Source organism: Thioalkalicoccus limnaeus (genome assembly GCF_041197575.1).
Classification (GTDB): domain Bacteria; phylum Pseudomonadota; class Gammaproteobacteria; order Chromatiales; family Chromatiaceae; genus Thioalkalicoccus; species Thioalkalicoccus limnaeus.
This window is the reverse complement of sequence record NZ_JBDKXB010000030.1, coordinates 1-13,286: the sequence shown is the minus strand read 5'-3', so window position 1 is coordinate 13,286 and position 13,286 is coordinate 1. Positions and strand designations below refer to the sequence as shown.

At 62.2% G+C, this 13,286-nt stretch carries 16 protein-coding genes; 11 read left to right on the top strand and 5 right to left on the bottom strand.

Annotated elements, in window-relative coordinates; all coding sequences use genetic code 11:
- Nucleotides 1–17 precede the first annotated feature (17 nt).
- The 8 genes from ABC977_RS15760 (at nucleotide 18) to ABC977_RS15725 (ending at nucleotide 6,695) form a co-directional block, all read left to right on the top strand.
- The gene (locus ABC977_RS15760) at nucleotides 18–389 is read left to right on the top strand and encodes a phasin family protein (protein ID WP_369668234.1); all 372 of its coding nucleotides are present in this window, start codon (nucleotides 18–20) and stop codon (nucleotides 387–389) included.
- 348 nt (nucleotides 390–737) lie between these two features.
- Nucleotides 738–1,490, top strand: coding sequence for an acetoacetyl-CoA reductase (phbB, locus tag ABC977_RS15755; RefSeq protein WP_369668233.1), 753 nt, complete (start codon nucleotides 738–740; stop codon nucleotides 1,488–1,490).
- 434 nt (nucleotides 1,491–1,924) lie between these two features.
- Nucleotides 1,925–2,680, top strand: a complete 756-nt coding sequence (locus ABC977_RS15750; RefSeq protein WP_369668232.1) for a Nif3-like dinuclear metal center hexameric protein — start codon at nucleotides 1,925–1,927, stop codon at nucleotides 2,678–2,680.
- A 194-nt stretch (nucleotides 2,681–2,874) separates the two neighbouring features.
- Nucleotides 2,875–3,468, top strand: coding sequence for a ubiquinol-cytochrome c reductase iron-sulfur subunit (gene petA, locus ABC977_RS15745; RefSeq protein ID WP_369668231.1), 594 nt, complete (start codon nucleotides 2,875–2,877; stop codon nucleotides 3,466–3,468).
- Nucleotides 3,468–4,700 carry a cytochrome b gene (locus tag ABC977_RS15740; protein ID WP_369668230.1) on the top strand — a complete coding sequence of 411 codons (1,233 nt, stop codon included), beginning with the start codon at nucleotides 3,468–3,470 and terminating at the stop codon, nucleotides 4,698–4,700. Before petA ends, ABC977_RS15740 begins: the two co-directional genes overlap by 1 nt.
- On the top strand, nucleotides 4,697–5,437 hold the full coding sequence (locus tag ABC977_RS15735; RefSeq protein ID WP_369668229.1) for a cytochrome c1: 741 nt from the start codon (nucleotides 4,697–4,699) through the stop codon (nucleotides 5,435–5,437). The genes ABC977_RS15740 and ABC977_RS15735 overlap by 4 nt, the downstream gene beginning before the upstream one ends.
- Before the next feature lie 202 nt (nucleotides 5,438–5,639).
- Nucleotides 5,640–6,242, top strand: a complete 603-nt coding sequence (locus tag ABC977_RS15730; RefSeq protein ID WP_369668228.1) for a glutathione S-transferase N-terminal domain-containing protein — start codon at nucleotides 5,640–5,642, stop codon at nucleotides 6,240–6,242.
- A 66-nt stretch (nucleotides 6,243–6,308) separates the two neighbouring features.
- The gene (locus ABC977_RS15725) at nucleotides 6,309–6,695 is read left to right on the top strand and encodes a ClpXP protease specificity-enhancing factor (RefSeq protein WP_369668227.1); all 387 of its coding nucleotides are present in this window, start codon (nucleotides 6,309–6,311) and stop codon (nucleotides 6,693–6,695) included.
- Nucleotides 6,696–6,707: 12 nt separating this feature from the next.
- Here ABC977_RS15725 and ABC977_RS15720 read toward each other — a convergent pair whose 3' ends face one another.
- On the bottom strand, nucleotides 6,708–7,034 hold the full coding sequence (locus ABC977_RS15720; RefSeq protein ID WP_369668226.1) for a DUF3301 domain-containing protein: 327 nt from the start codon (nucleotides 7,032–7,034) through the stop codon (nucleotides 6,708–6,710).
- Nucleotides 7,035–7,310: 276 nt separating this feature from the next.
- Between ABC977_RS15720 and ABC977_RS15715 the strand changes: the two genes are divergently transcribed.
- Nucleotides 7,311–7,550, top strand: coding sequence for an RND transporter (locus tag ABC977_RS15715; protein ID WP_369668225.1), 240 nt, complete (start codon nucleotides 7,311–7,313; stop codon nucleotides 7,548–7,550).
- A gap of 55 nt (nucleotides 7,551–7,605) precedes the next feature.
- Nucleotides 7,606–8,118: a hypothetical protein gene (locus ABC977_RS15710; protein WP_369668224.1), complete on the top strand. Its 513-nt coding sequence runs from the start codon at nucleotides 7,606–7,608 to the stop codon at nucleotides 8,116–8,118.
- Between the two features lie 90 nt (nucleotides 8,119–8,208).
- Here the strand turns inward: ABC977_RS15710 and ABC977_RS15705 are convergent, their stop codons facing one another.
- The 4 genes from ABC977_RS15705 to ABC977_RS15690 all read right to left on the bottom strand — a co-directional run bounded on the left by ABC977_RS15705 (nucleotide 8,209) and on the right by ABC977_RS15690 (nucleotide 12,062).
- Complete coding sequence (locus ABC977_RS15705) at nucleotides 8,209–9,675, bottom strand: class I adenylate-forming enzyme family protein (protein ID WP_369668223.1); 1,467 nt, start codon at nucleotides 9,673–9,675, stop codon at nucleotides 8,209–8,211.
- A 61-nt stretch (nucleotides 9,676–9,736) separates the two neighbouring features.
- Nucleotides 9,737–11,065: a RuBisCO large subunit C-terminal-like domain-containing protein gene (locus ABC977_RS15700; protein ID WP_369668222.1), complete on the bottom strand. Its 1,329-nt coding sequence runs from the start codon at nucleotides 11,063–11,065 to the stop codon at nucleotides 9,737–9,739.
- A 4-nt stretch (nucleotides 11,066–11,069) separates the two neighbouring features.
- Nucleotides 11,070–11,498 carry a secondary thiamine-phosphate synthase enzyme YjbQ gene (locus tag ABC977_RS15695; protein ID WP_369668221.1) on the bottom strand — a complete coding sequence of 143 codons (429 nt, stop codon included), beginning with the start codon at nucleotides 11,496–11,498 and terminating at the stop codon, nucleotides 11,070–11,072.
- Nucleotides 11,499–11,561: 63 nt separating this feature from the next.
- Nucleotides 11,562–12,062: a hypothetical protein gene (locus tag ABC977_RS15690; protein ID WP_369668220.1), complete on the bottom strand. Its 501-nt coding sequence runs from the start codon at nucleotides 12,060–12,062 to the stop codon at nucleotides 11,562–11,564.
- 648 nt (nucleotides 12,063–12,710) lie between these two features.
- Here ABC977_RS15690 and idi point away from each other — a divergent pair.
- Nucleotides 12,711–13,286: isopentenyl-diphosphate delta-isomerase (gene idi, locus ABC977_RS15685; protein WP_369668219.1), on the top strand; the 576-nt coding region annotated here is incomplete at its 3' end.

Below are 13,286 nucleotides of genomic sequence, written 5' to 3'. Positions count from 1 at the left end.
CAAAAGAGGGTAGCGAAATGACTGTTAACGATAGTGTCAAGCAAATGGGCGACGTCGCGACGAAGAATCTGGAGCGCGCGAACGCGATGGTCGAGCTGAACATGCGCACCTGGGAGCGTTTGGTCGGGCGTCAGATGGAGGCCGTCAACCTGTGCCTCGAGCAGGGCCTGCGGATGATGAAGGTGGCCACGGAGTCGAAGGGTTACAACGATTATCTGAAGGGCCAGACGGAGATCGTCAAGGACGTCACCGAGCAGATGATGGCCGAGGCCAAGGTCAACATGAAGCTCGCAGGTGATCTGCGCGAAGACTATCGGGCTTGGTACGAGCGGAGTCTGTCGGACCTGTCGTCGGACATGCGCCGCTCGGTTTCGACATCGGCCGTCTGAGCCGTTGCCGACCGCAGGGGCCGCATCCCGTACTCGAAGTCGGTCCGGGGTGACACCAGGCCTGCAATCGGTCGCGGGGCGGCCGATGTAAAGGGTCCTGTGGCGACCTTTTCGGGAAAAGCCTCCGGTGTTTCGGGTCATCGCTTCTTGCGCGATGGCGCGCGGCACCGGTGGCCCGTCGGCGGGGCCTTGGTTCGGCCTCGTGCGGCGCGGCGATCGGATCGCCGGATTCGTACGTTGATTTCGATTTGCCGGCCGCATCGAATCGCATCGATACGTTTGCCGGTAATGGCGCCGTTCGGCGCCAGCTACCACAACACAAACACATAAGACAGGAGGAACCAGTTAATGAGCGAACAAACGAGTCGGGTGGCCCTGGTAACCGGGGGTATCGGCGGGATCGGGACCGCAATTTGCCGGCGTCTCGTGCGAGACGGCCTGGTCGTCGTGGCCAATCATCATCCGGCCGAGCAGTCCTTGGCCGAGACGTGGCAGCAGGAGCGGCAGGCAGAGGGGTTGATGGTCGACATCATCGCGTCGGATGTGACCTCGTTCGACGATTGCGCGCAGATGATCGCGACGATCAAGGAGAGGCACGGGCCTGTTGCCGTCCTCGTCAATTGCGCCGGGATCACGAAGGACAAGACCTTCAAGAAGATGGAGCCGGCCCAGTGGATGGACGTCATCAATGTCAACCTGAACAGCGTGTTCAATGTGACTCGCCAGGTTTGGGATGACATGCTCGAGGCAGGCTACGGGCGCATCGTCAATATCTCGTCGGTGAATGGCCAGCGCGGTCAGTTCGGGCAGGCCAACTACGCCGCGTCCAAGGCCGGCATGCATGGCGTGACCATGTCGTTGGCCCAGGAAGGCGCCGCGAAGGGTGTCACGGTCAACACGATTTCGCCCGGATATGTCGAGACCGCGATGACGTTGGCGATGCGCGACGACATCCGCGAATCGATCATTTCTGGGATCCCGATGCGGCGAATGGCACAGCCGGCGGAGATCGCCGCCGCCGTCGCCTTCTTGATCAGCGATGAGGCCGGCTACGTCACCGGTGCGAACCTGCCCGTCAACGGCGGTCTGTTCATCCATTGATCGGTCGCGTCGGCGATCGGTTTGGCCGGGATTCTGCTGCCGCTTGACCGAAACAGCATCAAAACAACAGACATTACCGAATTTTGCAGTGTCCTCCTCGTCTCTCTCATCATGAGACGTTTTCAGCCCGGCGCCCGCCGGGCTTTTTTTTTGCGCGGTCTCGTTCAGGCGGGTCGTTTCGTTCCGGTCGCATCGGGCAGATGTGGCCGGCGGCCATGTCCTGAGGCTGCCATGTCTCTGCGTCCGTGTTATGTTCATCGCGTGGCCTCGTGCGACACGGGAAGCCCGGGTACGGCTCGAGTTGTCGGCAGCGGGCGATTGTGCCGCGCTCGCGGTTGGTCGGGCCGGGGCGTGGGAACCGCTGCGTGTTGGTTGGCCGGGCAGGGCTCGGTTGCGCGAGGTGGTCATTCGTTTCGGAAACGGTTCAGATCCTGATGACGATCGATGTTCACGCGTTGCGCGCTTACTGCGATGGCTTGCTCGAGGTCGGCGATGCCTCGGATTACTGCCCCAACGGGTTGCAGATCGAAGGCGATCGCCCGATTCAGCGTCTGGCCACCGGTGTCACGGCTTGTCAGGCATTGATCGACGAGGCCCTCGACTGGGGCGCCGACGCGATCATCGTGCATCATGGCTACTTCTGGAAGGGCGAGGCGCAACCGTTGGTCGGCATCAAGGGGCGACGGGTACGCGCGCTGATGCGGGCCGGTGTGAGTCTGCTGGCTTACCATTTGCCGCTCGACCGGCATCCGGAGCTTGGCAACAACCACCAACTCGGACTTCGGTTTGGTTTCGTCGGCGCGGTGCCGGTCTCCGCAGGTGACGGGCTATTGTGGCAGGGACGTCTCCCCGAGCCGCTAAGCGGCGCCCGGTTGGCGACGCTGATCGCCGAATATCTTGGTCGCCAGCCGGTCCACGTTCCCGTCAGGTCGGGGCTGCTCGACAGCGTGGCTTGGTGCACCGGCGCCGCCCAAGACCATATCGAAGAAGCCGCGGCTTTGGGTGTCGACGCCTTCGTGAGCGGGGAGATCTCCGAGCGCACGACCCATCTGGCCCGGGAATTGGGCCTGGATTACTTCGCGGCCGGTCATCACGCGACCGAGCGCTACGGGGTCGCCGCGCTCGGCGCACACCTCGCCGAGCGCTTTGCGATTGCCCATCGCTTCATCGACATCGAGAATCCAGCCTGAACCCGCGGTGGACGGGTGTTGGTCCGCGGCGACAGCGGGGGCTGTCCTTGACCTTGCTTGTTGCAATCAGGGAAAATGCGCGATCAACGTTCGCGGGCATTTCCGCATATCCCTGATTCATCAAACGACCTGGCCAAGTTCGGGGCAGCCCGAGGTGGTGGCCAGTGATCTAAACGGCGGGGGCCATTAGAGCTATGAGTACTGTAGGGGTGAACAAGGCCAGGCGACGGGTCCTCGTTGCCGCGACGAGCGTGGTAGGCGCCGTCGGCGCCGGCTATGCGCTTGTCCCGTTTATTTCCGCATGGAATCCAAGTGCAGCGGCACGTGCGGCCGGGGCGCCGGTCGAAGCGGATGTCAGTCGCTTGGAGCCAGGAGCGATGCTGCGTGTCGAATGGCGCGGACAACCGATCTGGATCGTTCACAGGACGGAGTCGATGCTCGAGGTGTTGCCGACGCTCGACCCCTCTTTGGCCGACCCCGAGTCCTCGATGTCGATTCAGCCAGATTACTGTCAGAATCCGGTACGGTCGATCAAACCGGAATACTTCGTCGCGATCGGGATTTGCACCCATCTTGGCTGTTCCCCGACTTACCGGCCCGATGTCGCGCCCGATGATCTCGGCGAGCGCTGGAGAGGCGGGTTCTTCTGTCCCTGTCATGGATCCTGGTTCGACCTTGCCGGTCGGGTCTATCGAGGCGTTCCCGCGCCGACCAATCTGGTTATCCCCCGGCATATGTATCTAAACGACACCACGATCCTCGTCGGTGAGGATGAAGGAGCCGCCTGATGAGTACAGAGACCACCGGATTTATCGGCTGGATCGATAAACGTTTCCCGCTGACAAAGGTCTGGAACGAACACTTCGCCCAGTATTATGCTCCGAAGAGCCTGAACTTCTGGTCTTTCTTCGGTTCGTTGGCGATTCTGGTACTGGTCATACAGATCGTGTCCGGTATCTGGTTGGCGATGAGCTACAAGCCCTCCGCCGATGCCGCGTTCGCCTCCGTCGAATACATCATGCGTGACGTCGAATGGGGATGGCTGATTCGCTATATCCACTCCACTGGGGCGTCGGCCTTCTTCATCGTCATCTATCTGCACATGTTCCGCGCCTTGCTGTGGGGCTCCTACCGCAAGCCGCGGGAGCTTCTGTGGATCATCGGCGTGATCATCTATGTCGCGATGATGGCAACGGCCTTCTTCGGTTACCTGTTGCCATGGGGTCAGATGTCCTACTGGGGCGCCCAGGTCATCGTCAACCTGTTTGCCGCAGTGCCCGTGATCGGCGAGGATCTGGCGATCTGGATCCGCGGTGATTACGTGATCTCGGACGTTACGCTGAATCGCTTCTATGCGCTTCATTTTGCTGTGCCTTTCATCCTTGCGGCGTTGGTCTTCTTCCATATCGTCGCGCTGCACAAAGTCGGCTCCAGCAATCCCGATGGGATCGAGATCAAAGAGAAGTTGGATGAGAACGGCAAGCCGCTCGATGGCATTCCTTTCCATCCGTACTACACGGTCAAGGACCTGGTCGGCGTCGTGGTGTTCCTGGCGTTCTTCTCGATCGTGGTCTTTTTCGCCCCGACCTTTGGCGGCTATTTCATCGAGCCCCCGAACTTCCAGCCGGCCAACCCGATGCTCACGCCTGAGCATATCGCGCCAGTTTGGTATTTCACGCCCTATTACGCGATGCTGCGGGCGGTTCCGCCGATCGCTGGCTCGGCTTTCCCGGGCGTTGTGGTCATGTTCGGTGCGATCCTGATCCTGTTCTTCCTCCCTTGGCTCGATCGCAGCCGGGTCAAGTCGATGCGCTACAAGGGTCCGATCTTCAAGACGGCGCTTGCGCTATTCGTCCTGTCGTTCGTTGTCCTCGGCTGGCTTGGTATGGTGCCCTCGACACCAATGCGTACGTTGGCGGCTCAGGTCTTTACGGTTCTTTATTTCGCGTTCTTCCTGCTGATGCCGATCTATAGCACGCTAGACAAGACCAAGCCCGTTCCGGAGAGGGTGACGCAATGAGCAAGTTGTTAGCCGTATTGATCCTGTTGCTTTCCCCGGTGATGGCCTTGGGGGCTGGAGGAAGCGCTATCCCGCTGCAGAAGTCGAAGATCGATCTCTACGATCAGGAATCCTTGCAGCGTGGCGCCCAGTACTTCGTCGACTACTGCATGGGTTGCCATTCGCTGGAGTTCATGCGCTACAGCCGGTTGGCGGACGATCTCGGGATCGATGAAGCCGACCTTCGGGAAAACCTGCTTCGGGGTGGGGCCGAGCCGGGCGATATGATGACGATCGCGATGCGCCCCGACGATGCCGAGGCCTGGTTTGGTATGGCGGTCCCGGATTTGACGTTGGTCACGCGCTGGCGTAGCCCGGATTGGGTCTACACCTTCTTGAAGAGCTTCTATGTCGATCCGTCGCGCCCTTACGGCGTGAATAACGCGCTCTTCCAGGATGTCGGGATGCCGCATATGCTCGGCGGCTTGCAGGGCACTCAACGCGGCGTCTACAAGACGACGATGGTCGACGGCGAGGAGCACAAGACAATCCAAGGGGTCGAGCTGGTCGAGGCAGGGGTGCTGTCGCCCCAGGCCTACGATCAGATGGTTCGCGATCTGACGGCCTTCCTCACCTACGCCGGTGAACCCATCATCTTGGAGCGCCGCCAATTGGGCATCTACGTGCTGCTCTTTCTCGGCCTGTTCTTCGTGGTTGCCTACTTGCTGAAGAAGGAGTATTGGAAGGACGTCCATTGACGCCGATTCGTCCGCCACAGGGATGTGTCGGGCCGGCGGCACCGGGGCGGTGCTCGTGAGGGCGGTGTATCCGGAAGCCGTGCCGGCGTCGAAGGCACCTGGGGTCGCCGGTTCGCGGCCACCGCTCGGCTCGGTCCGCTCTCGTTCGGTTTTTGCTCCCCTTTCGGGATAAATCTGAGTGGCTGCCAACAGAAATACGGTGATGACCCTTTTTTCCGACCCGTCGTGCCCCTTTTGCCATCGTGTTCGCATCGTCTTGGCCGAAAAGGGTATCGCCGTCGAGATAGTCGATGTCGATGCTCAAAATCTGCCGGACGAGGTCATGGACTTCAACCCGTATGGGTCCGTGCCGACGCTGGTGGATCGCGATCTGAGACTCTACGAGTCGCGGATTATCATGGAATACTTGGACGAGCGTTTTCCGCATCCCCCGCTCTTGCCGGTCGACCCGGTGGCGCGGGCCAATGCCAGGCTCTTCATGTACCGGGTCGACAGGGACTGGTATAGCCTGTTCGGTCAGATCGTGAAGGGTGACCGCGATCGATCGGCTCAGGCCCGCAAAGAGTTACGGGAAAGCCTGATCGCCACATCGCCGGTGTTCGGGGCCAAACCTTTCTTCATGAGCGACGAGTTCTCGCTGGTCGATTGTTGCATCGCCCCGCTACTGTGGCGCTTGGCAACGGTCGGTATCGAACTGCCCGCGACCGCACCGGCGGTCAGAGGCTACGCGCAGCGGCTTCTCCAATGGCCGTCCTTCCAGCGTAGTCTGACCGAGGCGGAACGGGAGATGGCGGCCGATCTGTGATGTCCTAGAAAACAGGACCAGAGTGCCCCAAGATGGTCTCGACATGGTTCGTGTTTGGGTAATCTGATGACATCGAATCGTCCGTACTTGATTCGCGCACTTTACGATTGGATCCTCGATAACGAGTTGACCCCGCATCTTTTGGTCGATGCGCGGCGCAAGGATGCCGAGCTGCCGGTCGCCTATGTCCAGGATGGCAAGATGGTCCTGAACATATCACCGGGCGCGGTACGCGGGCTCGTGATCGGTAATGATCGCGTTTCCTTCGGCGCCCGTTTCGGGGGCGTTGCGATGGAAGTATCGGTGCCGATCGATGCCGTGATCGGCGTCTACGCTCGGGAAAACGGGCGCGGCATGCTGTTCCCGGACGAGGCTCCTCGGCCGGAGCTGTCGTCGGACGACGAAGATCCGCCACCTCCACGGGAACGGCCCCGCCTGAAAGTCGTCAAATAGACCGTTGTCGGATCACAGATCGTCGGGGGCTGACGGCAGACCGAAGCTGACCTCCTCGAGATCGAGGCCGATGAGGACCAGGTGGCCGGAATAGCGATCGAGGGTTTCGTCGCTGTAGTCGAATCGGTACACTCGGCGAAAGCGAAGGCCAGCGAGGGTGCGGCGCAGGCCGAGCCGGCGCAAGGCGACTGTCTGATCCAACAATTGCAGGTCACGTTGCGCGCACGCCGCTTGGCAGATGCCCAGCGCGATCTCCCGTGCACGCAGGCTATCCAACCAAAACCAGCCGAGCAGACAAAGCGCAAAGATCGCTGTTAGATCCTGAAAGCTCAGGGACATGGTGCGGGTTTCCTCGGTCCTTTCTCGGTGACGGCCACGTCGGCGGGGTTTGATCGTCGTCAATGCGCCAGAACGGTTCGAGCGCGTGCCGGTCCGACCGTCCGACGGGCGGCGTCAATCTTAGGCTTTGGTCGGCGGACAGGGAAGTCTGGCCGTCATTCTGTTGGTTGGTGGCAGACAATCTGATCAGGGAGCGATCGGCCGGCGCTTGTCGGCTCATGGCTGTCACGGCATCGAGAGGAAGTGGAGATCAATGATGGTCGCCGAGGTGGTTCGATGAACCGTTTTTTGCATTGGCTCGACGGGGTGCCGCTCCCGATCCTGATCCTGGCCGCGGCCTTGATCGGTCTTTCACCCTTCTATCCGGAGCCGCACCTGTGGGAGAAGAGCAAGATGCTGGTGGCCGGCACCCTGGTGCGGCCGATTGACATCGTCGATCTGCTCTTTCATGCCACGCCAGTCGCCTTGCTGCTGGTCAGGCTGGGGCGCGATCTCCGGCGACGCGTCCGAGGTTAGGGCCTGGAGTTGGTCCTGGTCGAGATTCCGTTCAACACAAGTGGGAGAGAACGCGATGAGTAAGCATGGTTTGTTGGGATTCGTCTTGCTGTTGGCCTTGATGTTGACGGCCTGTGGTCCTGGTCAGGAGGCCGAGCCCGAGGAGACGACGCCTGAACCTTTGGTCGACCGACTTCAGGAGCAGACCCAGGAGATGATCGAGGCCGCTGAGCCGGTCGTCGAGGAGGCGATCGAGTCGGCGCAGGAGACGGTAGAAGGCATGCGGGAGGCCGTCGAGGAACGTGTCGATGAAGCCCGCGAGGCGGTCGAGGAACTGCGAGACGAAGGTCGCGAGCGCGTCGACGAGGCGGCCGCAGCCGTCGAGGAGCAGGTCGAGGAAGCGCGCCAAGGCGCTGAGGAACGCATCGAAGAGGCTCGGGATGCCATCGACGAGATGCGTCAGGCCGGCACCGAGGAAGCCGAGGCGGCGGCGGACCGATTCCAAGAGGAGGTCGAGGCGGCCGAGGATGCGCTCGACGACATGCTGGATGCGGACGGCGCGGCGGCCGACGATACCGAAGCGAATTGATCTGTGCAGGTGGATCCCCGCCGTTGTTGGCGAGCGCCGCCGCCGGTGACAGCGTTGCGGGGATCCGCCGTGAGGTTTCCCGGGTGCCTCTCAATCTTCTGCGTTGTCTGCGAGGAACCTTCGTTCGATCCGTCGCCGGTCCTGTTTTCCTGATGCAAGAAGGGGGAGTTTCTCCCACCGTTCGACGCGACGCGGCCGTTCGGGGCTCGCGAGGTTGAGTCGACACCAATCGGCCAGCACGGTCGGCTCCACAGGTCCCGTGTAGGCGACGGCGAGCGTGTGGCCCCAGGCGGGGTCAGGCACGGCGACGACAGCCGCGGTCGTCACGCCGGGCGCGCGCGACAGGCGCGCCTCGATCTGCTGCGGGTAGACCTGTGTGCCAGCGATCACCAGTGCCTCATCGGCGCGGCCGATCACACGGATTTGGCCGTCCGCCGACCAGCGTCCGAGATCCGATGTCGCGAACCAGCCTTGGTCGAGACCGTGTCCGGGTTCACGGGCACGGTTCGCGTACCCGGCCATTACCACGGGTCCGCGAATGCGTAGCCGCCGCGGCGGCTCGTCATTTCGTGCCGCGTCGATCTCGATGTGCGGAAGCGGTGGGGCGATCACCCCTGGTGCCGGCGTCGATCGCAACCGGGTTGACGTGGCGACTTGCGAGAAGGTCTCGGTCATCCCATAGGTGACATGGAGGGGCCAGCCTGCCGCTAAGGCCTGCTCCATCAGTGACGGATGCAATGCCTGCCCGCCGATCAGCAGCACCCGCAGATGCCGTGGTGGAGAGCCGAGACTCAGCAGGCGGGCCAACATCGCTGGAACCATCGATACATGGGTGATGCGGTGGGTGTCCAGTGCGCGGTACAGCTGTCTGTCGACGACGAATCCGTCCCAGACCACGAGCGTCGCCCCGGCCAGCGCACACCGATAGCCGATCGACAGCCCGCCGACATGGTGGCGTGGTAGACAGGCCAGCCAGCGATCGCCTGGTCCGAGAGCGAGGTGCCGATTGACCAGTGTCGAGGAGGCGACGATGCTTGCTGGGGTCAACATCGCGGCCTTCGGTGTGCCCTGACTGCCGCTTGTTTCAACGATCAATGCGAGCGACCCGGCGGGCTCACCGTCGCTCTCCCGGCAGGTGCCGGTCGACCGCAGTCGCGGTGGAGCGGCCTGGTGCTCGATCAGTTGCCACTCGATGCCGGCTCCCGCGATCAAGGCCGCGCGGCGCTCCGGGGATTGAGCCGGATCACAGGGACACATCGCCGCGTTCAGCCGGCCGAGCGCGAACTGCGTGACCACTAGGTCCGGTCCCGACGAATCGCAGGCCAGTACCACTTGTCCAGTTCGCAGGCCTTGTTCTGATAAGGCCGCAGCCCGCGCGGATACGCGAGCTGTTAGTTCGTCATAATCCCAGATCCGTCCGCGATGAATGACGGCGGCCCGGGTGCCCTGGTGCCACGGGGCGGCGGTCAGCGACGGGGTGCGCGGCGCGGTTCGCGGTGTCATGCTCGGGGCCGCGTCCTGCAAGGCCCCTTGTTGGCGGCGGATCTCGAGCCGCATGCCCGCGTCGTCAGGCCCGGCGTTGCTAGGACGGGCATTCGATGCCTCTCCGGCGCACCAATCAGCGCGGACTCTGTTGCGGTGGCGTCCCCGGGAGAGGGCCGAAGGCGTCGATCGCCGAGCGCAATTCCGGTTGGGTTTCGGCATGCTCTGTGAGCGGGATGCCGCTGGCGATCGCGTCCCAAGCCTGGCGGATGCTCGCGGCGCCGCCGCGTGGCCCCATCGGATGACCAAAGACGCCTCGCCCCGGCACGAAGCCGAAATCCACTGTGTCGAGACGGCGATAGACGCCTTCCAGCGTTCCCGCCCAATCGCTACCGCCTGGAACCGGCAGGCAAGGCTTGATGCCACCCATCTCGTCGAGACAAGCCGCGACGTTCTGCCGGACCTCGTCGTCGCCGGTCATCATCCGTGAGCCGAAGCCGGGCATGATCACCACGTCGAATCCAGCGAGGCGCTGCAGCTTCGTGATGACCCGCGAGTGGACCCCGAAATGCGCGAGACGACTGAAGGCCGCGATGAACGGGAAATGGCCGACTAGCGGCACGCGCGTGTGACGGCGCAGCATCCGAACGGCGCTCAAGCCGACCGGCATGGCATTGACGAGCAGGGCGTTCGCGCCGTTGTCGACGGCGACATCGTGGAGCGCTAGCAGCCGATCGACCTCGTCGGTGATGTTGGCGAGATAGATCTTGGGGACGCCGGTCTCCTGTTCCGCGCGGCGCCGGGCGGCACCGAGCAGGCGTGTGCGCTCCGCCAGCGTCGACCATTCGGCGTCCGCCAACATCTCGTCATCCTTCGCGATGTCGAGGCCGCCGAGCCAACTGGCGTAGCCGGCTTCGCAAAAAGGCTCTGGCGGCAATCCGATGTTCGGTTTGATGACGCCAAAAAAAATCGGTCGATCAAACACCTGGAGTTGCTCGCGCAACCCGGCGACACCGAACTTCGGGCCCTCGAAATGGGCCAGGAAGGATGCTGGAAAATGGATGTCTAGCAGTTTGATCAGCCCGATGCCGGGACAGAAGAAAGGACCTTCGCCGCAGACGGCGCTCAGCAGATTCGGGATGCGTGGGCCGAAGTTGCGATGCGGGTGTGCGATCCGCACCCTGCAGGACCGAACTGTACCGCGCGGTTTTAACGCCACCGGATAGCTGAAGTCTGGCTGTTCGCCGAGGATCTCGAGTTCCAGTACCTTGGCCGCGAACACCGGTCGGAAATCCTCGTCGACGCCGATCCGCCGCCATTGGGCTGTCGATTGCTCGCTGCACAGGTGTGCTGCCGCCTCGTTGGGATCGCCGTGACACTCGAAGTAATAGTCGAGCAGGAGATGCCCTTCGCGGTCGAGGGTCTTGGGATCGGCCTGGAAGCCGGCCAGATCGTCGTGGGTCATGGGGTCAAACCTGTCCGAGCAAATGGAGATGGAGTTGGCGAGCCGGGCGCGGACCATCGAGTTCGATGAAGAAGATCGATTGCCAGGCACCCAACAACAGGCGGCCCTCGACCAGGGGGATCGATACCGAGGCCGTCATCAAGAGGCCGATCAGGTGGGCGTGGGCATTGTCGCGATCGTCGACCGGCGCGCGATTGTGCAGATAGTCACGGTCGCGTGGTGCGAGCTTCTGCAGGAAGTCGAGCATATCCTGCTGCAACATGGACTCTGACTCGTTGAGATTGACATAGGCCGTTGTGTGGGGGGAGATCAAGGTCACCAGCCCTTCCCGGAAACCGGCCGCGGTAACGGCCTCTCGGACGCGGGTCGTGATATCGATCAACTCGATCGGAGCTCGAGTGGCCAGAGAAAGGGTTTGTTGAATGGTCTTCATCGTGTGCATCCGACAGCGGGCGGCAACGGAAGGGCAGGGCCGCCATCATTCTGAAACCATACCCTAGGCGATCTCCGGAGAATAGGCATAGTCCTTCGCCGTGAAGGCCAGCACAACGTAGGCGTTGGTCGCGCCGAGGCCCCAGATCAGACCGACGCAGACCCCGGCATCAATGATGCCCCGCCAGGGTTGGGGGGTGTGCTGGACGATCACGATCAGCACAATGATCATCAGCGTCAACAGGATGCTGGAGATCTGCCGTCGTCGTGTCGCGTCGAAGTAGCCCATGCAGAAGAAGGGGGCCAGCAAGACGCGGGCCGGCGTGGGGTTTTCGAAAAGATAGCGGCATCGCGCACCGAAACGCGGCGAGAAGGCGCGCTGGAAACCTCGATAGCCCTCGGCAAAGGCCATCAGCACGACGACGACCACTAGCGCGAGCCAATGGTGCCAGTAGAAGGGGCCGGCCAAGGCTTCGAGCGTGATCGGCGCGAGGCGCAAGATAGCCAATCCGAGGAGCAGAGAGATCCCAGTGACGGCCCAAACGACACCTACGACGGCGAACATTCACACTCCAGTTTCTCGGCGGCAACGCCCGTCGACCGCGGCGAGCGCGATCGCTGGGAATTCGGGTATCGAGTAGAGGTTGCTGGATCCGCGGGCGAACCAGCAGCGCGTGATGCTATCATGGCCCGTGCCGCCAGGATACCGTTAAAACCTTAGCCGAAGAGACGAAATTCAACGGGATAGGGCGCGCACCGGGGATTCGACGCGAAGCATGACATGATCCTCGCCCTCGCCTCGGCGATGAGGTTCGTGACGGGTCGTCAGAATCTGCCACCGGTCGACGGGGATCAGGACAAGTTTCTACGACAGGCGGAAACCGTCTCGACCTCTGTTCATCCGCGGCAGTAGAATGGACACGCTGTCCGCCGCCCGGGTGCTGCCACGAAGACCAGCGCGCAGCGCAGTGTGTACGGGGCGCTGTTCGGGCAATGGAGCTTGGCCTTGTTTCAAAGCACGTTTCTGGTAAGAATTCCGAGAACTGCGCCTGAGCAGCTGACTGACCGGACCGTTGGGCCTTCGGTCAGGCTCTTTTCTCCAGCAAAGCGATTTGGTTTCGTTTGAATCCCGATGCGCACCGACGTAGCCGCGCGCCATGACTCCGCGCGACGGCCCGCCCGATGGGGCTGTACACATGAGGTTAACCTCTTCATGAGCACGAACCGAGTGGTGTCGTTCGACGACGAGCCTTTGATCCTGGTCGATCGCGAGGACCGGATCCTCGGCTACGACAGCAAGGTCAATGTACATCTTGGAACCGGGGCCCTTCATCGTGCCTTTTCGATCTTTCTGGTGAGTGACACCGGGAGCGTGTTGCTCCAGCAACGCAGCCGCGAGAAGCCCCTGTGGCCCTTGTACTGGACCAATAGTTGCTGCAGTCATCCACGGAAGGGCGAGGAGCGCATCGATGCGGCACACCGTCGCTTGCGCGAGGAACTCGCGCTTGATACGGATCTTTCGTTCATTTACCAGTTCGAGTATCACGCACCGTTCGGCGCTGTTGGTTCCGAGCGCGAGATGTGTTCAGTATACGTGGGGCGCTTCCCGGAGGAGGTCGCGGTCGATGTCAATCCGACCGAAGTGGCCGCCTGGCGTTGGTTGCCATTCCAGGATGTCGATCGGCTGATCGCTGACCAATCCAGCCAGCTCACGCCCTGGTTCATCATGGAGTGGACTAGCCTGCGACAGGATTTCGCCGACTGTTTGTTGCCGCGTCGGTCCAAGACC